Below are 20687 nucleotides of genomic sequence, written 5' to 3'. Positions count from 1 at the left end.
TGGCATAGGGAAATGCCTGCCGAGGATCAACGTCATGCGCCGCCATCTGCTCTGGTTCAAACAGGATCTGCGTCTGGACGACCCCCCCGCCGTGCAGGCCGCGCTGGCGGCCGACCGGGTTCTTCCCCTGTTCGTCTTCGACCCGAAGCTGCTGCGCCCGGGCGACCTGGGCATCCGCCGCATGGGTGTGCACCGCGCCCGCTTCCAGCTGGAAAGCCTTACCGCCCTGGACGCCGAGCTGCGCCAGCGCGGCTCGCGCCTGCTGGTGGTGCAGGGCGACGCTGCGCAGGTGATCCCGGCACTGATGGAGCACCTGGACCTGAACGAGGTGCTGACCCTCGAAGAGGTGGCGCCCCGGGAGCGCGCCCTGGTCGAGGAGGTGCGCCAGGCCCTGGGCGATATCCGCCTGCGCGAGCTGGCCGGCAACAGCCTGTTGCGCCGCGAGGAGCTGCCGACGCCGGTGGAGCGGCTGCCGGCGGTGTTCAGCCAGTTCCGCGAGCAGGTCGAGCAGCGCCCCAGCGTGTACCAGCCGCGGCCGGCCCCCGAGTCTCTGCCACCGCTGCCCGAGGCGGTGGATGCGCTGTTCGAACCCCTGCCGACGCCGACCCGCCTGGGGCTGGGCGAGCCGGTCAGCCTGTCGATCAGTGCGTTCCCCTTCTCCGGTGGCGAGACCGCCGCGCTGGCACGGGTGCGCGACTACTTGTGGACCAGCCAGGGCGTGCGCGGTTACCAGGACAGCCGCAACGGCATGGTGGGCAGCGAATACTCCTCCAAGTTCTCCCCCTGGCTGGCCAACGGCAGCCTCTCGCCACGGCGCGTCGCCGCCGAGCTGCGTCGTCACGAGGCGCAGTACGGCGCCAATGCCTCCACCCACCAGCTCTGGCAGCAGCTGCTGTGGCGCGACTATTTCCGCTGGACCCTGCTGCGCCACGGCAGCGCGCTGTTCGAGGCCGGCGGGCTGAAGGCCACCGAGCGTGCGCCACGGCACCTGGATGAACGTTTCGAGAGCTGGTGCCAGGGCCGCACCGGCATGCCGCTGGTGGACGCCAGCATGCGCGAGCTGGCCGCCACGGGCTTCATGTCCAACCGTGGCCGGCAGGTGGTGGCCGCCTACCTGGTGCACGACCTGGAGCAGGACTGGCGCCACGGCGCGGCCTGGTTCGAGGAACACCTGCTGGACTACGACCCGGCGAGCAACTGGGGCAACTGGGCGTACCTGGCCGGCGTGGCCAGCGACCCGCAGCGCAGCCAGGCCTTCAATGCCCTGCGCCAGGCCCGTCACTACGACCCGGATGCGAGCTACGTGAGCCTCTGGCTGCCGGAGCTGCGTGCGCTGCCGCCGGAGCTGCGGCACACGCCCTTCCAGCTGTCGCGCCTGCAACTGGACGCCCTGGACTACCCGCGCCTGGAGCGCGTGCCGGAAGACTGGAAGCCCTACCTCACCTACGCCGCCTGAGGCGGCTCAGCCCAGCTCGATGCGGTTGCGGCCGTCGCGTTTGGCGCGGTAGAGCGCCTGGTCGGCGCGCTCGAACGCCTGGTCGTCCTTCTCGCCTTCGACGAAGGACACCAGCCCTCCCGACAAGGTGATGGTCACGGGCTCGCCCTTGAAGTGGAACGGGCACTGCTCGATGGCCCCGCGCAGGGTGTCGAGCAGTTGCTGCCCACCCTCCAGGGGGGTCGCGGGAATCAGCAGGACGAACTCCTCGCCGCCGAAGCGGGCGATGAAGTCGGTCTTGCGCAGGCGCTTGGCGATCTCGCCGGCGATGATCTTGAGCACCTTGTCGCCGGCCAGGTGGCCGTAGTTGTCGTTGATGCGCTTGAAGTGGTCGATGTCCAGCACGGCCAGCAGCAGCTCGCCGCCATAGCGCTTCCAGCGCGCCACCTCCAGCTCCAGGCGCTCGCTCCAGGCGGCCCGGTTGGGCAGGCCGGTGAGGGGGTCGCTGAGGGCTTTCTGCCGCTGCTCCTCGAGATGGTCACGGAAGGCGCTGGCTTCCTGCTCCATGGTCGCGACGCGGTCCACCAGCATCTTGAGACGGCCGCCGACTTCTTCTTCGCGGGCGGCGCGCTGGCGCTGGTAGTCGTTCATGGTGCTGAGCAGGCCGTCCAGGCGCTTTTCCACGGCGCGCTTGAGGTCGTCCAGGTCGGTGGCGTCCTGCACTCTGCTCTGCAGGTCGCTGACCTGCTCGCGCAACTGGTCGTCGAGCACGCGGGCGCTTTCCAGGGTCTCGCTGTAGCCCTCCTGGGCGGCGGAAATAGAGGCGACGAAGGCGACCAGGCGCTCGTTGAGCTGCTTGAGGTAGATAGCGAAGTCGCGGTGCTCGCTGTTGGTCACGGCCAGCACCAGCACGGCGAGGTCGTCCAGCACCGGCACCAGCTCGTACCAGTTCAGGCCGCCCTCCAGGCGCTCGCGCAGGGCTTCGCCCTGGGGCTTGTGGCGCTCGGGCAGGTCGAGTTCGTCCAGCAGCCCGCGCAGGCTGGCGGCGACGTGCGGCGCGACGGCGCTGTAGCCGGGCTCGGGCGGCGTGGGCAGCGCGTAGCCCGGGTCGCCTTCGCCGGTGAGCAGCGCCGCTGGCAGCGGCAGGCTGTCGAGGCGCGGGGACAGGCTCGGGCTCACGCCGCCGGTGACAGCGGCGACGGGCGCCACGGGCTCCACGGCGAGCGGATCGACCGGGGCGGCGGCGGGCGCTGCGGGTGCAGGCGCCGGGACAGCGGCAGGCGCGACCTCGGCGGCGGCCTGAAGCGGGGCCGGTTGTTCGGGGGCCGCAGGGGCGGCCGGCGCTGGCTGGGCCACCGGGGCCTGGGCAGGCGCGGGGACGGGTGCGCCGGCAACCGGCGCGGCGGGCCCGTCGTCCTCGGCAGGCGTCGCAGCCGCCTGCAACGCGGCGGGTGCGGGGACGGCCGGCGGCGGGGCCAGGGCTTCGCCACCCGGGAGCGGCGCGCCGGCTTCCTGGGGCTCTTCGGCGCTGTCGCCCTGGCCTCCGAACAGGCGCTGCAGCAGGCCGGGCCTGGGCGTGGCGGATTCGGCATTGACGATTTCGTCGAGGGCGCGCTGTTGCAGGCCGCTGAGCTCGCCTAGGAGGGCGGGCATCTCCCGCGCCTGGCTGGCGCGCTCGTCGATGCGCTTGGCGAACTGCTTGAGGGCCTTGCGCACGTCACGCGGCACATCCAGCTTGAGCAGCTGGTTGGTCAGCCCGGTGAGGGCGCCGACGTTCTGGTCGATCCGTTGCTGGCGGCGCTGCTCGGAATCGAGCACGGCCTTTTCCAGGCGCGGGATCAGAGCGGAGAGGCCGGCGTCGATCTGGTCGCCACGGATGATCTCGCGCAGCTCCTGCATGCACTGGTCGACGGCCTTGTCGGTGCCCTCGGCGGCGAGGGAACTGCGCACCAGGCCACGGCGCAAGAGGTCGAGGCGGGCGTCCCAGCGGCGCTCCAGCTTCTCCTGCTGTTCGAGGCTCTGCAGGTACTTTTCTTTCCAGCGCTGGCCGTCGTCGCTCATGAAGGTGTTCCGTGGGGGGTGTCCACCAGGGCCGGCAGCGCATCCCCGGCGAGGGAGGCGGGCAAGCGGATGTCCACCGCCACTGGCAGGTGGTCGGAGATGGGTTGGCTGAGCACCTGCACGCGCTCCAGGGTGAGGCTGGGGCTGAGCAGGATGTGGTCGAGGCAGCGCTGTGGGCGCCAGCTCGGGAAGGTGGCCTCGACCTGCGGCGCGAGCAGTCCGAGATCACGCAGGGGCGAGGTCTTCAGCAAGTCGTTGGCGTGGGTGTTCATGTCGCCCATCAGCACCTGGTGGCGGTAGCCGCCGATCAGCTCGCGGATGTAGGCGAGCTGGCGGGTACGGGCCTTGGTGCCGAGGGCCAGGTGCATCATCACCACCACCAGCGCGTCCTCGCCCTCGCCGAAGCGCAGGAGGATGGCGCCGCGACCGGGCGGGCCGGGGAGGGGGTGGTCTTCGAGGCACGTGGGCTGCAGGCGGCTGAGCAACCCGTTGCTGTGCTGGGCGATGCGCCCGAGGTTGCGGTTGAGCTGCTGGTACCAGAAGGGAAACGCGGCCAGGTGGGCGAGGTGCTCGACCTGGTTGACGTAGCCCGAACGCAGGCTGCCGCCATCGACTTCCTGCAGGGCCACGAGGTCGAAATCGCCGAGCAGGGCACCGATGCGCTGCAGGTTGCCTGCACGGCCGGCATGGGGCAACAGGTGCTGCCAGCTGCGGGTCAGGTAGTGGCGGTAGTGGCCGGTGCTGATGCCGACCTGGATGTTGAAGCTGAGCAGCCGGAGCCGGCCGTCCTGGGGCAGGCCGCTGGAGTCGCAATGCGGGTTGACCTGCGGGGTCCGCAGGCCAGCGGTGCGATCATTGCTCCAGCGGCGCAGCATCTTCGCTCTGCCGGGCGCCGCTTACTTCGCGGCGCGCTCCTTGGCGATAAGGAAGTCGGCAACCTGGGTGGCCTGCTCGGGGCCTCCGGAGGAGCCGATGTCGAAGCGGTACTTGCCGTTGACGATCAGGGTCGGCACGCCGGAGATCTGGTACGCCATGGCGAGCTTCTTGGCCTTCTCCATCTGGCTCTTCACGCCGAAGGAGTTGTAGGCCTTGATGAAGGCGGCCTTGTCGACGCCCTGGCCAGCGAGGAACTCGGCCATCTCGTCGGGGGTGGAGAGCTTCTTGCCTTCCTTGTGGATGGCCTCGAACACGGCTTTGTGCACGGCGTGCTCGACGCCCATGCTCTCCAGGGTGATGAACAGCTGGCCATGGACGTTCCACACGCCGCCGAACATGGCGGGGATGCGCACGAAGTTGACGTCTTCGGGCAGCTTTTCGGTCCAGGCGTTCAGGGTGGGTTCGAATTGGTAGCAATGGGGGCAGCCGTACCAGAACAGTTCCACCACTTCGATCTTGCCGGGCTTGGACACCGGGACCGGGCTGCTCAGTTCGACGTACTGTTTGCCGGCCTGGATGTCCTCGGCCTGTGCGGTCATGCCGAAGAGGCTCGCACTGGCAAGAACGGCGGAAAGAATCAGGTTACGCATGCTTAACTCCTAAGCGGTCAGTATGGTTCTGCGGCGGGCCTTGCTTCGACCGATCGCGGTGCGTCGGGTTCCGGCAATTGTAGCGGCGGAACCAATGAAAAAGGGTGGCCATGGCCACCCTTTTATTTACCGATTTCTACCGCTGGGTCGGACTCAGTGCAGACCCTGAATGTAGCTGGACACGGCTTCGATGTCCTTGTTGCTCAGCTTCGCGGCGATGGCGCGCATGATCATGCTGTCGCCGTCGTTGGTGCGGTTGCCTTCGCGGAAGTCGGTCAGTTGCTTGGCCACGTACTGGGCGTGCTGGCCACCCAGGTGCGGGAAGCCGGCGGCGGCGTTGCCGGCACCGTTCGGGGAGTGGCAACCGGTGCAGGCGGGCATGCCTTCTTCCAGCTTGCCGCCACGGAACAGGGCTTCACCACGGGCGACCAGCTTGGGATCGGCGGCGCCGACGCTGCCGGACTGGCTGGAGAAGTAGGCGGCGATGTCGGCCAGGTCCTGGTCGCTCAGGTTGGTCAGCAGGCCGGTCATTTCCAGCACTTGGCGGTTACCGGACTTGATGTCGTGCAGCTGCTTGAGCAGGTAGCGCTCGCCCTGGCCGGCCAGTTTCGGGAAGTTGGGGGCGGCGCTGTTGCCGTCCGGACCATGGCAGGCACCACATACGGCAGCTTTCGCCTGACCGGCTTTGGCGTCGCCAGCGGCGTGGGCCAGACCGGTGATGCCCAGGGTCAACAGCAGACTCACGAGTACTTTGTTCATCAGCTAATCCAATTACGGCTAAGGGTGAAAGAGTTAGCGCCGGGCTACCTTGATTATTGGCTCATCCACTGGATGACCGCTTGGTAGTCCTCGGCACTGCAGTCCATGCACAAGCCTCGGGGAGGCATGGCGTTCAAACCATTGGTGACGCTCTTGACCAGAGCATCGTTGCCCTTGGCCAGACGCGGCTCCCAGGCGGCCTTGTCGCCCTTTTTCGGCGCCATAGGCAGTTGACCGTTGTGACAGGCACCGCAGGCCCGGTTGAAAACCGCTTCCGGATCCTGGGCGGCCTGAGCGCCAAAGGCCAGCGCCGCAAGGCTTGCGACGAGTAGCACTTTCTTCATGATCAACCTCATCAGAGGGGCCCTGCCATGCGTTCTGTCGCGCAACGGTCAGTCCCGTGGACACTGAACCCTGGGGGATAAAGCGCACACTAAATCTGCGGCATTATATACTGGCGATGCTCAAACGGAAACGAAACAGCCCCCTGCGACACCGCGTCGCACCCGTGGACACCTCATGTCATTCAAGAACCCGATCATCGGCCTGTGCCAACAGGCCCGCTTTCTCATCAGTGCCGCCAAGGTCGACCAGTGCCCTCCCGACGAAGGCCTGGAAGTGGCGTTCGCCGGGCGTTCCAACGCCGGCAAGTCCAGCGCGCTGAATACACTCACCCACGCCAGCCTGGCGCGCACCTCGAAGACCCCGGGGCGCACCCAGTTGCTCAACTTCTTCTCGCTGGACGAGCAGCGGCGCCTGGTCGACCTGCCCGGCTACGGCTATGCCAAGGTGCCGATCCCGCTGAAGCAGCACTGGCAACGCCACCTGGAAGCCTACCTGAGCAGCCGCGAAAGCCTGGCCGGGCTGATCCTGATGATGGACATCCGCCACCCGCTGACCGACTTCGACCGCCTCATGCTCGACTGGTCTGCCGCTGGCAACATGCCCATGCACATCCTTCTGACCAAGGCCGACAAGCTGGCGTTCGGCGCCGCGAAGAACGCGCTGCTCAAGGTCCAGCAGGACATCCGCAAGGGGTGGGGCGAGGGCGTGACCATCCAGCTGTTCTCGGCGCCCAAGCGCCAGGGCGTCGAGGAAGCGCAAGCGGTGCTGGCCAACTGGCTGCAACTGGGCGAGGAATTCGAGCAGGTCGAGCCGGAAGCCTGAATCGCAGGCAAAAAAAACCCCGAGCTTCGTATGGGGAGGGGGAAGTTCGGGGTTCAAGTCTGAACCGCTAGGGCGGGGTCCAGATATCTGCCAACACTAAACACAGCAAAAGGAGCATCGAAGGCTTCACCAGCCATTCCCGAACTCTGACTCTGTGCCCAGCGGAAAAGTTCACCCTCTCTCTGAAATCCGTTCGTTATGAAGGCCGCCGGCGTTATGCGCCGGAGGCCTAAGCCAGGGCTGGCGCCGCCTCAGTGCGCCTCGTCCCAGTTGTCACCCACCCCGACTTCCACCAGCAGCGGCACATCCAGCTGCGCCGCGCCGCTCATCAAGGGGCGGATGGCCTCGCGCACCTGCTCCACCAGGTCCTCGCGCACCTCCAGCACCAGTTCGTCGTGCACCTGGAGGATGACCCGCGCGTCCAGGCCGGATTCGCTCAGCCAGTTATCCACAGCCACCATGGCGCGCTTCATGATGTCGGCGGCCGTGCCCTGCATCGGCGCGTTGATCGCGGTGCGCTCGGCGCCCTTGCGCATGGCCTGGTTCTTCGAGTTGATCTCGGGCAGGTACAGGCGCCGCCCGAACAGTGTCTCGACGAAGCCCTGCTGCGCGGCCTGCTCGCGGGTGCGTTCCATGTAGGCGAGCACGCCGGGGTAGCGGGCGAAGTAGCGGTCGATGTACGCCTGGGATTGCTTGCGGTCGACGCCGATCTGCTTGGCCAGGCCGAAGGCGCTCATGCCGTAGATGAGGCCGAAGTTGATCGCCTTGGCGCTGCGACGCTGGTCGTTGCTCACCTGCTCCAGCTCGACGCCGAAGACTTCCGCCGCCGTGGCCCGGTGCACGTCGCGGTCGTGACGGAAGGCGTCCAGCAGGCCTTCGTCCTTGGCCAGGTGGGCCATGATGCGCAGCTCGATCTGCGAGTAGTCCGCCGCCAGCAGCTTGTAGCCCTTGGGCGCGACGAAGGCCTGGCGGATGCGCCGGCCCTCGGCGGTGCGGATCGGGATGTTCTGCAGGTTCGGGTCGGTGGAGGACAGCCGCCCGGTCGCCGCCACCGCCTGGTGATAGGAGGTGTGGATGCGCCCGGTGCGCGGGTTGATCTGCTCCGGCAGCTTGTCGGTGTAGGTGCTCTTGAGCTTGCTCACGGTGCGGTACTGCATGATCACCTTGGGCAGCTCGAAGTCCTGCTCGGCCAGCTCCGCCAGCACGTTCTCGGCGGTCGACGGCTGGCCGGTGGCGGTCTTGGACAGCACCGGCAGGCCGAGCTTCTCGTAGAGGATGGCACCGAGCTGCTTGGGCGAGCCGAGGTTGAACTCCTGGCCGGCCAGCTCGTAGGCCTGGCGCTCCAGCTCCACCATGCGCGCGCCCAGCTCGATGCTCTGCTGGCCGAGCAACCTGGCGTCGACGTAGGCGCCGTTGCGCTCGATACGCGCCAGCACCGGCACCAGCGGCATCTCGATGTCGCGGAACACGGAGGCCAGCGACGGCGTGGCCTCGAGCTTCTGCCACAGGGTCTGGTGCAGGCGCAGGGTGATGTCGGAGTCCTCGGCGGCGTAGGGGCCGGCCTGCTCGATAGCGATCTGGTCGAAGGTCAGCTGCTTGGCACCCTTGCCGGCGATATCCTCGAAACGGATGGTGCTGTGGCCGAGGTACTTCAGCGACAGGCTGTCCATGTCGTGGCGGGTCGCGGTGGAATCCAGCACATAGGACTCGAGCATGGTGTCGAACGCGATGCCCTGCATGAGGATGGGCGTCGAGGCGTTGGCCAGGACGTTCATGTCGTACTTGGCGTGCTGGCCGATCTTGCCCTTGGCCGGGTCCTCCAGCAGTGGCTTGAGGGCCTCTAGCACGGCGTCGCGGTCCAGCTGCTCGGGCACGCCCATGTAGGAGTGGGCCAGCGGCACATAGGCCGCCTCGTGCGGGCTGACGGCGAAGGACACGCCGACCAGCTGCGCCTGCTGCGGGTCGAGGCTGGTGGTCTCGGTGTCGAAGGCGAACAGCGGCGCGTCCTGCAGCTTCTTCAGCCAGGCATCGAACTGCGCCTGATCCAGCACGGTTTCATAGCGGGTCTCGACCGCTTCGGCCGGCTGCACGGGCGGCGGCAGCGTCTCGCCGGCGGACTTCGCCTGGCGTTGCAGGTCGTCCAGGCCGGTCTTGAATTCCAGAGTGCGGTACAGCTCGGCGAGGGCTTCCAGGTCCGGCTCGCCGGGATGCAGCGCTTCGATCTCGACGTTCAGCTCGACGTCGCACTTGATGGTGGCCAGCTTGTAGGAGAGGTAGGCCATCTCCTTGTGCTCCTCGAGCTTGGCCGGCAGGCCCTTGGCGCCGCGGATCGCCAGTTCGGGCACCTTGTCGAGGCTGGCGTAGAGCACGTCCAGGCCGCCACCGACGCCGGTCAGCAGGCCCAGGGCGGTCTTCTCGCCGACGCCGGGCACGCCGGGGATGTTGTCGACCTTGTCGCCCATCAGGGCCAGGTAGTCGATGATCAGCTCAGGACCGACGCCGAATTTCTCTTTCACGCCATCGATGTCCAGCACGCTTCCGGTCATGGTGTTGACCAGCGTAATGTGCCCGTCGACCAGCTGCGCCATGTCCTTGTCGCCGGTGGAAATGACCACCGCGCGCCCCAGCGCCGCGCTCTGCCGGGCGAGGGTGCCGATCACGTCGTCGGCCTCCACGCCCTCCACGCACAGCAGCGGCAGGCCCAGTGCGCGCACGGTGGCGTGCAGCGGCTCGACCTGCACCCGCAGCTCGTCCGGCATCGACGGCCGGTTGGCCTTGTACTCGGCGAACATCTCGTCACGGAAGGTCCCGCCCTTGGCGTCGAAGACCACCGCGAAGGGGCTTTCCGGGTACTGCTTGCGCAGGCTTTTCAGCATGTTCAGCACGCCCTTGACCGCGCCCGTCGGCAGGCCGGCGGAGGTGGTCAGCGGGGGCAGGGCATGAAAGGCGCGGTACAAGTAGGAGGAACCGTCCACCAGGACGAGAGGGGCTTGGCTCATGCGTGAATTCAACCTTTATTCGCCGGACCCGCAGTAGAATGGCCCGATCATTGACGATAAGGGACAAGGTTACCACCATGCGCGCCATCAACCGCCTGTTGCTTGCCAGCCTGCTGGTCGTCGCCCCGGCCGGCGTATTCGCCGCCGACGACGCCCCCTCTGCCGAGCCCGACGTGACCATCCGCCAGGACGGCGACAAGACCATCCAGGAATACCGCGTCAACGGCTTCCTCTATGCCATCAAGGTCACCCCCAAGGGCGGCAAGCCCTATTTCCTGGTCCGCGCAGACGGCGACAGCAACTTCATCCGGTCGGACAACCCGGACATGCTGATCCCGCAGTGGGAAATCTTCAGTTGGTAAGGCCGCCGTGCCGACCGTAACAAGGTAGTCCAATGTCCGTTTTCACCCCGCTCGAACGCCCCGAACTCGAAACCTTCCTGGCCCCCTACGGGCTGGGGCGCCTCAAGGACTTCAAGGGCATCGCCGAAGGCTCGGAGAACAGCAACTTCTTCGTCAGCCTGGAGCGGGGTGAATACGTGCTGACCCTGGTGGAGCGCGGCCCCAGCCACGACCTGCCGTTCTTCATCGAACTGCTCGACGTGCTCCACGACGCCGGCCTGCCGGTGCCCTACGCCCTGCGTACCGGCGACGGCCAGGCCCTGCGCGAGCTGGCCGGGAAGCCCGCGCTGCTGCAACCCCGGCTCGCCGGCAAGCATGTGCGCGAGCCCAACGCGCACCATTGCAGCGAAGTCGGTGCACTGCTGGCCCGCCTGCACCTGGCCACCCGCGAACACCCCATCGAGCGCAAGAGCGACCGCGGCCTGGACTGGATGATCAAAGAAGGCCCGTCCCTCGCCCTGCAGCTGGACGACGCCGCGCTGCCGCTGTTGCGTGACGCCCTGAAGGAAATCGCCGAGCTCAAGCCGCGCATCCTCGCCCTGCCCCGCGCCAACCTGCACGCCGACCTGTTCCGCGACAACGTGCTGTTCGACGGCCCGCACCTGGCCGGGTTGATCGACTTCTACAACGCCTGCTCGGGGCCGATGCTCTACGACCTGGCGATCTGCCTGAACGACTGGTGCTCCGACGACGAAGGCCGCCTGGACGCCCAGCGCGCCCGCGCCCTGCTCGGCGCCTATGCCGCCCTGCGCCCCTTCAGCGCCGCCGAGGCGGAACTCTGGCCGACCCTGCTGCGCGTCGCCTGCGTGCGCTTCTGGCTGTCGCGCCTGATCGCCGCCAACGCCTTCGCCGGCCAGGACGTGCTGATCCACGACCCCGCCGAGTTCCAGCGCCGCCTGGCCCACCGCCAGGACGTGCACCTGCCGCTGCCCTTCGCCCTCTAGGCGGCGGGCTCCTCCACCACCGCCCAGCCGAACGCCGGGTAAAGCGCGCCGTCCGCGTCGCGCTGGGCCACGCCGAACAGCCCGCCCACCAGCCGCGCGTCGCGCCTGGTGCCGGTCGTCAGGTCATCGATCAGCAGCGCCGCGCTCACCAGGCTCTTGGGTATCGCCTGCAGGCCCGGCCCCTGGGCCTGGTCCGCCATCAGCCAATCCCCCGGGATCGCCGCTGCACGCGCCTGCTCGAAGCGCGCCTGCCAATCCCCCAGGTAGGGGTTCGGCTGCAGCGCGTCCGTCCAGGGATCGGTGAGGTAGGGGAACAGCGTGAGGATCCAGCCGGTCAGCTCCGACGGGCCCGAACCGCTGCGATAGCGGAAGAAGGACTCCCAGAAGGCCCGGTCGACTTCGCCGGAGGCCGTGCGGGCGATGGCTTCCAGCACCGGCTTCAGGCTCGCGACCCAGGCGCCGAGGCCGTAGCCCTCCAGTACGGTGAAGCGCTCGATGATCAGGTTCCAGTCATCCTCGCTGCCCTGCAGCTCGATCTCGGGGATGCCGCAGCCGGCCAGCATCTCGTAGTCGAAATAGCCGCTGAAGGCATCCATCCAGCACAGCGAGAAGGCCGCCTGCTCAATGGGCCCGGTGGTGGAGAAGGCGGTGGCGATGAAGTCGGAGAACTGCGGGATCTCCCCGGCGATTCTCCGGGAGAAATCACCGAACAGCTCGACCCACCGGCTCTTGTCGGCAAAGGGATAGTCGGGGCAGAGCACCGAGAGCTTCTTCTTGCCCTGGTGGCTCACCAGATCGGGCCGGAGCTGCTCGCCGTGCAGCGCCATGTGGTTGGCGAAACCCTGGGCGATGCAGAACCAGATGTCGTCCGGGCGGAGGACCAGCGGGTGGTGCCCATAGAAGGCCCGGCAGGCGGCCTTGGCGAAAGCGTTGCAGTTGTCCTCCTCCAGCAGCTCGGCGGCCATGCAGTCCAGCGCCTCCACCGGCCGGTTGAGCAACGCGCGCATGACCGTATCCGCCGGCACGGGCCGATAGCGCGCGCCGTGTTCAACATCCGAGAGGGTGAAGCGGATCATTCGGGTTCTCCCTGAACCTGGAAAAGGCGACATGTTGCCGGTTTGCCGAAGGTGGTGCAGCTACCCCAGGCCTCGCTATCAGGGATAGACGATGCATGGGCTGGAACGTCGCAGGTGCGCGCAGCACACCCTACGTGGGCTCCGAAGCCCGGATTGAGACTCGATGTAGCCTGGGCTTCAGCCCAGGAAATATGCGACCAGGCGCAACGCATGCGTGTCCGAGTGAAGGTGAAGCTCGCTGTGGACATCCCTGTCGGTGCTCCGCTGCCTCGGTTCAACCCCGGCCCGGCCATCCATGGCCGGGCGTTCGCCCTTCAAAACGCATGCGTTTTGAGCGGGCTCACCCACATTTGGAATGCCCGCAGTTGAGGCAGGTGGCGCAGCCGTCCATCTGCACCACCGCCTGGGTGTTGCACTTGCCGCAGAGCTGGGAGCCGGGCGGGAAGCCTTCGCCGGGTTCGGCGGTGCTGGTCCCCAGGCTGGCTTCGTAGGCGGCGCGTTTCTCGGCGAGGTAGAGCTTCTGCCCCTCGTCCAGTTGCTGGCCTTCCATCAGGCCGATGGCGATCAGGTGGCGTTCGAGCACCGCGCCGATCTCCGCCACCAGCGAGGGCATGTAGATGCCGCCGCGCTTGAGGTAGCCGCCGCGCGGGTCGAACACCGCCTTCAGCTCCTCCACCAGGAAGGTGCAGTCGCCGCCCTTGCGGAACACCGCCGACATGATGCGGGTGAGGGCGACGATCCACTGGAAGTGCTCCATGCCCTTGGAGTTGATGAAGATCTCGAAGGGCCGGCGCTGCTCGTAGGCCGTGCCGGGGTTGAGCACGACGTCGTTGATGGTCACGTACAGGGCATGCTCGAACAGCGGCGACTTGATCTTGTAGGTGGCGCCGACCAGGGTCTCCGGGCGTTGCAGGGTCTCGTCCATCTGCACCACGGCGGCCGCTTCCTCGGCGGCCAGGCGCACGCGCTCGGCCTCGACGTCGACCACCTTGAAGCCCTTGATCTTCTGGCTGATCTTCACGCTCATCGCTGCCTCCGCGAATCAGTACTTGCCGTAATAGCCTTCTTTCAAGGCGTCGAAGAGGTTGGCGGCGGTGTGCAGCTCGCCGTCGTACTCCACCTGCTCGTTGCCCTTGAGCTCCACCACGCTGCCGTCTTCCAGTTCGAAGCGGTAGCGGGTCTTCTCCAGGTCCGCGTCCTTCACCAGCACGCCCTGGAAGGCCGCCGGGTTGAAGCGGAAGGTGGTGCAGCCCTTGAGCCCCTGGCGCCAGGCGTAGCGGTAGATGTCCTTGAAGTCCTCGAAGGGGTAGTCGGTGGGCACGTTGGCGGTCTTGGAGATGGACGAATCCACCCACTTCTGCGCCGCCGCCTGGATGTCCACGTGCTCGGCCGGGCTGATGTCGTCGGCGGCGACGAAGTAGTCCGGCAGCTTCTGCGCCGCCGTCTCGGCCCCCGGCACGGCGCGGGCGTTGACCAGCGTGCGATAGGCCAGCAACTCGTAGCTGCACACCTCGATCTTCTCCTTGGTCTTGCGCCCGGGGCGGATCAGGTTGCGCGAGTAGGCGTGGGCGAAGCTCGGCTCGATGCCGTTGGAGGCATTGTTGGCCAGGCTCAGGCTGATGGTGCCGGTGGGCGCGATGGAGCTGTGGTGGGTGAAACGCGCGCCGACCCGGGCCAGCTCCTCGACCAGTTCCGGCGCGTACTCGGCGATGCGCTGCATGTAGCGCGAGTAGCGCGCGTGCAGCACGCTGCCCGGCACCTCGTCACCCACCTTGAGGCCGTCCGCGGCCATCTCCGGGCGCTTGCGCAGCATCTCCGCGGTCACCGCGAAGCGCTTCGCCAGCAGCGGCGCGGGGCCTTTCTCCCGGGCCAGCTCCAGGGCCTGCTGCCAGCCCACCAGGGCCATCTCGCGGGCCACCTCCTCGGTGAACACGCAGGCCTCCGGGCTGCCGTAGCGCAGGCGCAAAAGGGTCAGTGCCGAACCCAGGCCGAGGAAACCCATGCCGTGGCGGCGCTTGCCGGTGATCTCCTCGCGCTGCTGCGCAAGCGGCAGGCCGTTGATTTCCACCACGTTGTCGAGCATGCGGGTGAAGACCCCGACCACCTCGCGGAAGCGGTCCCAGTCGAAGCGCGCGTCCTCGCTGAAGGGCGCCTCGACGAAGCGGGTCAGGTTGATCGAGCCCAGCAGGCAGGAGCCGTAGGGCGGCAGCGGCTGCTCGCCGCAGGGGTTGGTGGCGCGGATCGCCTCGCACCACCAGTTGTTGTTCAGGTCGTTGACCCGGTCGATGAGGATAAAGCCCGGCTCGGCGTAGTCGTAGGTGGAGACCATGATCATGTCCCACAGGTGCCGCGCCTTGAGCCGGCCATAGACGCGGCAGGCCACCAGAGCGTCCTCGCGCACCTGGTAGCCCTCGTGCACCGGCCACTCGCGCCAGACCACCTGCTCGGGGTCGCCCAGGTCGACCTCATCCAGCTCCTTGGCGTGCACGGGGAACACCAGGGGCCAGTCGCCATCGGCCTCCACCGCCTGCATGAAGCCGTCGGTGATCAGCAGGCTGAGGTTGAACTGGCGCAGGCGGCCATCCTCGCGCTTGGCACGAATGAACTCGCGCACGTCCGGGTGGCTGACGTCGAAGGTGCCCATCTGCGCGCCCCGGCGCCCACCGGCGGAGCTCACCGTGAAGCACATCTTGTCGTAGATATCCATGAACGACAGCGGCCCGCTGGTATGCGCGCCGGCGCCGGAAACGTAGGCGCCACGCGGGCGCAGGGTGCTGAACTCGTAGCCGATGCCGCAACCGGCCTTCAACGTCAGCCCGGCCTCGTGGACCTTGGCCAGGATGTCGTCCATGGAGTCGTGGATGATCCCGGAGACCGTGCAGTTGATGGTGGAAGTGGCCGGCTTGTGGCCCAGGGCGCCGGCATTGGAGATGATCCGCCCGGCGGGGATGGCGCCGTTGCGCAGCGCCCAGAGGAAGCGTTCGTACCAGTGCTCGGGGTCGTTCGTCTCGACCTCGGCCAGGGCCTTGGCGACCCGCTGCCAGGTGTGGTCGAGCGTGGCGTCGACCGGGGTGCCGTCCTTGTGCTTGAGCCGGTACTTGCTGTCCCAGATGTCTTCGGACGCGGCCTGCAGGGCGATGCCCTCGCGCGCCTGGATCGTGGTGCCTGTCTTGGCCATTCGCCGGAACCTCCTGTCGTCTGGATGAACCTTTGGAAGGGGCTCACCCTATCAACATGTAGTGCCAGTTCGATGACGCATATCAACATCTTGTGTCACCGCCGCAAAACCCTCGGTGACACCTTAGCCGTCGGAACGCTCCTGCGCCGGGCGTTCCGTCCGATCCTTCAGAGCTTTTCCAAGCAGCCCGCCAGGCCGTTGCCCAGGCTCTCCAGCAGCGCTTCGTAGCCCCCCGCGTCCAGCGGCGCCTGCATACCCAGGGCATCCAGCTCGGCCAGGTGCACCGGCAGGCCGGCGGTCAGGGTCTCGGCCAGGCGCGGGCGCACCGGCGGCTCGTTGAACATGCAGCTGGGCCCGGCCTGCTGCAGGCGCGCGCGCATGGCGGCGACGTGGCGGGCACCGGGCTGCACCTCGGCGGCGACGCTGAAGACCCCGGCGTGGCGCAGGCCGTAGGCGGCTTCGAAGTAATCGAAGGCCTCGTGGAAGACGAAGAACGGCTTGCCGGCGACAGCGGCCATGCGTGCCTTGAGGCGCGCATCGAGCTGGTCCAGGCGCTCGCCGAAGGCCTTGAGGTTGGCCTGGTAGCGGGCGGCGTTGGCGGGGTCGGCGACGGCCAGGTCGGCGGCCATGCGCGCGGCGATCACCCGGGCGTTGGCCGGCAGCAGCCAGAGGTGGGCGTCGAGTGAACCGGGGCGGTGATCGTGGTCATGCTCGTGTTCGTCCTCGGCCTCGTGTTCGTCATGGCCGATGGCCTCGAAGTGGCGCAGGGTCATGCCGGGCAGGGATTGCACCGCCACCGCCGGCTTGCCGCGCCCTTCGAGCACGCGGGGGAGGAAGCCTTCCAGGTCCGGGCCGACCCAGTACAGCAGATCCACCTCGCGCACCCGCCGCACGTCGGAGGGGCGCAGCGCGTACTGGTGCGGCGAGGCGCCCGGAGGCAGCAGCACCTCGGGTTCGCCGACGCCGTCCTGCACCGCGGCGGCGATCAGTTGCAGCGGCTTGATGCTGGCCAGCAGGCGCACTTCGGCCTGGGCCGGGATGGCCAGGCAGGCAAGGACGAGGAGAACGAACAGACGCGACACGGGAAAAGACTCCGGCTCGAAAGCGTAATAGAATAACGTCTCTTTGCCCGGACGTCGCCGCCCATGCTCAAGCCCATCAAGACCAAAGCCCCCCTGGCCTGCCTGCCCCACGACCACTCCCATTGCGTGCGTGATGCCCTGGCCGAAGCCGAGGTGCTCTGCGCTCGCGACGGCCTGCGCCTGACCACCCTGCGCAAGCGCGTGCTGGAGCTGGTCTGGGCCAGCCACAAGCCGCTGGGCGCCTACGACATCCTCGGCGTGCTCACCGAGGAAGACGGTCGCCGCGCCGCGCCGCCCACCGTCTATCGGGCGCTGGATTTCCTCCTGGAAAACGGCCTGGTGCACCGCATCGCGTCCCTCAACGCCTTCGTCGGCTGCAACCACCCGGGCGAGGCCCACCAGGGCCAGTTCCTCATCTGCCGCGAATGCCAGACCGCCATCGAGCTGGAACAGCCGACCATCAGCGACGCCATAGTCGCCAGCGCCCAGGCCGTCGGCTTCGCCGTGGAAGGGCAGACCGTGGAGATCGTCGGCCTCTGCGCCACCTGCCGGGAGGCGGCATGAGCGATGCGCTGATCCGCCTCGACGGCGTCGGCGTCAGCTTCGCCGGCCAGGCGGTGCTGCAGGACGTCGGCCTGAGCCTGAAGCCCGGCGAGATCGTCACCCTGATCGGCCCCAACGGCGCCGGCAAGACCACCCTGGTGCGCACCGTGCTCGGCCTGCTCAAGCCCGAGCGCGGCAGCGTCTGGCGCAAGCCGCGCCTGCGCATCGGCTACATGCCGCAGAAGCTCCAGGTGGACGCCACCCTGCCGCTTTCCGTGCTGCGTTTCCTGCGCCTGGTGCCGGGGGTGGACCGCGACGCCGCCCTGGCCGCACTCAAGGAAGTGGGCGCCCCCCATGTCATCGACAGCCCGCTGCAGAGCGTTTCCGGCGGCGAGCTGCAACGGGTGCTGCTGGCCCGCGCGCTGCTGCGCCAGCCCGAGCTGCTGGTGCTCGACGAGCCCGTGCAGGGCGTCGACGTCGCCGGCCAGGCCGAGCTCTACCGCCTCATCACCCGCCTGCGCGACCGCCTCGGCTGCGGCGTGCTGATGGTCTCCCACGACCTGCACCTGGTCATGAGCACCACCGACCAGGTGGTCTGCCTGAACCGCCACGTGTGCTGCTCCGGCCACCCCGAGCAGGTCAGCTTCGACCCGGCCTTCGTCGAGCTGTTCGGCCAGGACGCCAAGAGCCTCGCGGTCTATCACCACCACCACGATCACGCCCACGACCTGCACGGCGAGGTCGTGGCCACCCCCACCTTCCCCGAGGGCACCCGCTTCACGCCCGTCCACACGCACGGCCCCGACTGCAACCATGGCTGATTTCCTCGTCAACGCGCTTCTCGCCGGCCTCGCCCTGGCCCTGGTGGCGGGCCCGCTCGGCTCCTTCGTGGTCTGGCGGCGCATGGCCTACTTCGGCGACACCCTGTCCCACGCCGCCCTGCTGGGCGTCGCCCTGGGCCTGATGCTCGACGTCAGCCCGACCCTCGCGGTGACCGTCGGCTGCGTGCTGCTGGCCGTGCTGCTGGTGACCCTGCAACAGCGCCAGCCGCTGGCCTCGGACACCCTGCTGGGCATCCTCGCCCACAGCACCCTGTCCCTGGGCCTCGTGGCCCTGAGCTTCATGAGCGAAGTGCGCATCGACCTGATGGGCTACCTGTTCGGCGACCTGCTGGCGGTGAGCCCCACCGACCTCGCCTGGATTCTCGGCGGCAGCGCCCTGGTGATGCTGATCCTCATCCCGCTGTGGCGGCCGCTGCTGGCCATCACCGTGCACGAGGAGCTGGCGCGGGTGGAAGGCCTGCCCGTGGCGGCCATCCGCCTGGCGCTGATGCTGCTGATCGCCGTGGTCATCGCCGTCGCCATGAAGATCGTCGGCGTGCTGCTGATCACCTCGCTGCTGATCATTCCCGCCGCCGCCGCCCAGCGCCACGCGCGCACCCCGGAGCAGATGGCCGCCGGCGCCAGCCTGCTGGGCCTGGTGGCGGTGTGCGCCGGCCTGGCGCTGTCCTGGTTCAAGGACACCCCCGCCGGCCCCTCCATCGTCGTCTCGGCGGCGGCGCTGTTCCTCCTCAGCTTCGCCCTGCCCAAGCGCGCCTAGCCGCTCACCGCCTGCGCCACGGCCGCCTTCAGGGGGCCCGTGGCGGCATCCTCCAGGATCATCCGTGCCGCCTTCTCGGCGATCATCAGGGTCGGCGAGCAGGTGTTGCCCGAAACGATGGTCGGCATGATCGACGCGTCCACCACCCGCAGCCCCGGCACCCCGTGCACCCGCAGGCGCGCGTCCACCACCGCCTCGCGGCCCTGGCCCATGCGGCAGGTGCCCACCGGATGGAAGATGGTGGTGCCGATGTCGCCCGCCGCCCGGCGCAGCTCCTCCTCGCTCTGCAGTGCCGCACCCGGCAGGTATTCCTCGGGGCGGTAGCGCGCCAGGGCCGGCGCGGCGGCGATGCGCCGGGTCAGGCGGATGGCGTCGGCGGCGACGCGCAGGTCCTCGTCCTCGCTCAGGTAGTTGGGCTGGATCAGCGGCGCGGCACTGGCCTCGGCGGCGCGGATGTCCACGCGCCCCCGGCTGGCCGGGCGCAGGTTGCACACCGAGGCGGTGAAGGCCGGGAAGGCGTGCAGCGGCTCGCCGAAACGCTCCAGCGACAAGGGCTGCACGTGGTATTCGAGGTTGGCCCGGTCCTGCTCCGGGCCGCTGCGGGCGAAGGCGCCCAGCTGGCTCGGCGCCATGGCCAGCGGCCCGCTGCGGCTGAGCAGATAGCGCAGGCCCATGCCGGCCTTGCCCCAGAGGCTGCCGGCCAGCTGGTTGAGGGTGGGCACGCCGCTGACCTTGAAGATCAGCCGCAACTGCAGATGGTCCTGCAGGTTGCCGCCGACACCCGGCAGCGCGTGGCGCACGCCGATGCCCAGCCCCTCCAGCAAGGGCCGCGGGCCGATTCCCGAGCGCTGCAGCAGGGTGGGCGAACCGACGGCCCCGGCACTGAGGATCACCTCGCGCGCGCGGAATTCGCGGGCCTGGCCCTGCCAGCGGGCCAGCACGCCCCGCGCGCGGCCATCCTCCAGCAGCACCCGCTCGGCCTCGACGCCGGTGAGCACGGTGAGGTTGGGGCGTTGCCGCGCCGGGCGCAGGTAGGCCTTGGACGCATTCCAGCGCACCCCGGCGCGCTGGTTGACCTGGAAGTAGCCGCAGCCTTCGTTGTCGCCGGTGTTGAAGTCCTCCACCGGGGCGATGCCGGTTTCGCCCGCCGCCGCGCGGAAGGCATCCAGCAGGTCCCACGACAGGCGCTGGCGCTCCACCCGCCATTCGCCGCCGGCGCCGTGGTGCTCCGAGGCGCCGCCGTGGTGGTCCTCGCAATGCTTGAACAGCGGCAGCACGTCATCCCAGCCCCAGCCCGGGTTGCCCAGGGCGGCCCAGTGGTCGTAGTCCGCCGCCTGGCCGCGCATGTAGATCATCCCGTTGATCGACGAACTGCCGCCCAGCACCCTTCCACGCGGGTAGCCCAGCGCGCGGCCATTGAGGCCCGGCTCGGCCTCGGTGCGGTAGCACCAGTCGGTGCGCGGATTGCCGATGCAATAGAGGTAGCCCACGGGGATGTGGATCCAGGGGTGGTTGTCGCGTCCCCCGGCTTCCAGCAGTAGAACCCGATGCCGCCCGTCGGCCGAAAGCCGGTTGGCCAGCAGGCAACCGGCGGGGCCGGCACCGACGATCAGGTAGTCGTAAGGGCTGTTGTCAGGCTGCATGGGGACCTCGCCAGCGCTTGTAATTGTTGTCGTTCACCATGGTAGGGAAGCCGCCGCAGAAATACAGGACCAACGGCGAACGGCGCGCAGGCCGCCTGGTCTGATAGCACGCAGATGGCAAAAAAGTGGACCCGACTTTTGTCCTGCCCGGTCGCGCAGTGTAGAATTGCGCATTTTTTGAGCAACACGAGACTTGCAGGAATGATGCAGTTCGCAACCCGATACCTTCCCGTTATCGCGATTTCCCTGCTGTTAGCCGCGTGCCAGAGCAAAC

General features: G+C 68.3%; 18 protein-coding genes. 7 read left to right on the top strand and 11 right to left on the bottom strand.

All coding sequences use genetic code 11. The features are described from left to right. Positions 1-34 precede the first annotated feature (34 nt). Positions 35-1456, top strand: coding sequence for a DASH family cryptochrome (locus tag HSX14_RS00485; protein WP_173174803.1), 1422 nt, complete (start codon positions 35-37; stop codon positions 1454-1456). Between the two features lie 6 nt (positions 1457-1462). Here the strand turns inward: HSX14_RS00485 and HSX14_RS00480 are convergent, their stop codons facing one another. From HSX14_RS00480 to HSX14_RS00460, 5 genes are all read right to left on the bottom strand, one after another. Further along, on the bottom strand, positions 1463-3496 hold the full coding sequence (locus tag HSX14_RS00480) for a GGDEF domain-containing protein (protein WP_173174801.1): 2034 nt from the start codon (positions 3494-3496) through the stop codon (positions 1463-1465). Then, a complete protein-coding gene (locus tag HSX14_RS00475; RefSeq protein ID WP_173174799.1) occupies positions 3493-4371 on the bottom strand; it encodes an endonuclease/exonuclease/phosphatase family protein in 879 nt (292 codons plus the stop codon). Before HSX14_RS00475 ends, HSX14_RS00480 begins: the two co-directional genes overlap by 4 nt. 21 nt (positions 4372-4392) lie before the next feature. Next, a complete protein-coding gene (locus tag HSX14_RS00470) occupies positions 4393-5022 on the bottom strand; it encodes a thiol:disulfide interchange protein DsbA/DsbL (protein ID WP_111259325.1) in 630 nt (209 codons plus the stop codon). Positions 5023-5175: 153 nt separating this feature from the next. Continuing rightward, positions 5176-5781, bottom strand: coding sequence for a c-type cytochrome (locus HSX14_RS00465; RefSeq protein WP_111259324.1), 606 nt, complete (start codon positions 5779-5781; stop codon positions 5176-5178). Positions 5782-5834: 53 nt separating this feature from the next. After that, positions 5835-6125 carry a c-type cytochrome gene (locus HSX14_RS00460; protein WP_111259379.1) on the bottom strand — a complete coding sequence of 97 codons (291 nt, stop codon included), beginning with the start codon at positions 6123-6125 and terminating at the stop codon, positions 5835-5837. Positions 6126-6300: 175 nt separating this feature from the next. Here HSX14_RS00460 and yihA point away from each other — a divergent pair, with 175 nt between their 5' ends. Then, positions 6301-6948, top strand: coding sequence for a ribosome biogenesis GTP-binding protein YihA/YsxC (yihA, locus tag HSX14_RS00455; protein WP_173174797.1), 648 nt, complete (start codon positions 6301-6303; stop codon positions 6946-6948). 251 nt (positions 6949-7199) lie between these two features. Here yihA and polA read toward each other — a convergent pair whose 3' ends face one another. Further along, positions 7200-9947, bottom strand: a complete 2748-nt coding sequence (gene polA / locus HSX14_RS00450; protein WP_173174795.1) for a DNA polymerase I — start codon at positions 9945-9947, stop codon at positions 7200-7202. A gap of 77 nt (positions 9948-10024) precedes the next feature. On the opposite strand from polA, the gene HSX14_RS00445 reads away from it, so the two are divergent. Both HSX14_RS00445 and HSX14_RS00440 read left to right on the top strand, forming a co-directional pair. Beyond that, entirely contained in the window at positions 10025-10309 is a 285-nt protein-coding gene (locus tag HSX14_RS00445) for a DUF2782 domain-containing protein (RefSeq protein ID WP_111259321.1), read from the top strand. Between the two features lie 32 nt (positions 10310-10341). Then, the gene (locus HSX14_RS00440) at positions 10342-11292 is read left to right on the top strand and encodes a homoserine kinase (RefSeq protein WP_173174793.1); all 951 of its coding nucleotides are present in this window, start codon (positions 10342-10344) and stop codon (positions 11290-11292) included. On the opposite strand, the gene HSX14_RS00435 is transcribed toward HSX14_RS00440, so the two are convergent. The 4 genes from HSX14_RS00435 to HSX14_RS00420 form a co-directional block, all read right to left on the bottom strand. Further along, complete coding sequence (locus tag HSX14_RS00435; RefSeq protein WP_173174790.1) at positions 11289-12368, bottom strand: DUF4419 domain-containing protein; 1080 nt, start codon at positions 12366-12368, stop codon at positions 11289-11291. The two genes, HSX14_RS00440 and HSX14_RS00435, sit on opposite strands and share 4 nt — an antisense overlap. A gap of 340 nt (positions 12369-12708) precedes the next feature. After that, positions 12709-13395 carry a TSCPD domain-containing protein gene (locus HSX14_RS00430; protein WP_173174788.1) on the bottom strand — a complete coding sequence of 229 codons (687 nt, stop codon included), beginning with the start codon at positions 13393-13395 and terminating at the stop codon, positions 12709-12711. A 15-nt stretch (positions 13396-13410) separates the two neighbouring features. Next, positions 13411-15546, bottom strand: a complete 2136-nt coding sequence (locus tag HSX14_RS00425) for an adenosylcobalamin-dependent ribonucleoside-diphosphate reductase (protein WP_173174786.1) — start codon at positions 15544-15546, stop codon at positions 13411-13413. A 167-nt stretch (positions 15547-15713) separates the two neighbouring features. After that, the gene (locus HSX14_RS00420; RefSeq protein ID WP_173174784.1) at positions 15714-16628 is read right to left on the bottom strand and encodes a zinc ABC transporter substrate-binding protein; all 915 of its coding nucleotides are present in this window, start codon (positions 16626-16628) and stop codon (positions 15714-15716) included. A gap of 63 nt (positions 16629-16691) precedes the next feature. On the opposite strand from HSX14_RS00420, the gene HSX14_RS00415 reads away from it, so the two are divergent. Genes HSX14_RS00415 through znuB form a run of 3 tightly spaced genes read left to right on the top strand, consistent with a single transcriptional unit; the run spans position 16692 to position 18770 of the window. Next, complete coding sequence (locus HSX14_RS00415; protein ID WP_173174775.1) at positions 16692-17192, top strand: Fur family transcriptional regulator; 501 nt, start codon at positions 16692-16694, stop codon at positions 17190-17192. Then, entirely contained in the window at positions 17189-17992 is an 804-nt protein-coding gene (gene znuC, locus HSX14_RS00410; protein ID WP_173174773.1) for a zinc ABC transporter ATP-binding protein ZnuC, read from the top strand. The genes HSX14_RS00415 and znuC overlap by 4 nt, the downstream gene beginning before the upstream one ends. Beyond that, the gene (gene znuB / locus HSX14_RS00405) at positions 17985-18770 is read left to right on the top strand and encodes a zinc ABC transporter permease subunit ZnuB (protein ID WP_021219858.1); all 786 of its coding nucleotides are present in this window, start codon (positions 17985-17987) and stop codon (positions 18768-18770) included. Before znuC ends, znuB begins: the two co-directional genes overlap by 8 nt. On the opposite strand, the gene HSX14_RS00400 is transcribed toward znuB, so the two are convergent. After that, positions 18767-20413 carry a GMC family oxidoreductase gene (locus HSX14_RS00400; RefSeq protein ID WP_173174771.1) on the bottom strand — a complete coding sequence of 549 codons (1647 nt, stop codon included), beginning with the start codon at positions 20411-20413 and terminating at the stop codon, positions 18767-18769. The genes znuB and HSX14_RS00400 overlap by 4 nt on opposite strands. Between the last annotated feature and the right edge of the window lie 274 nt (positions 20414-20687).

The sequence above is a fragment of the Pseudomonas tohonis genome, from assembly GCF_012767755.2.
GTDB lineage: Bacteria > Pseudomonadota > Gammaproteobacteria > Pseudomonadales > Pseudomonadaceae > Metapseudomonas > Metapseudomonas tohonis.
Note: the sequence above shows the minus strand (reverse complement) of the source record. Positions and strands in the feature narration are given on the sequence as shown.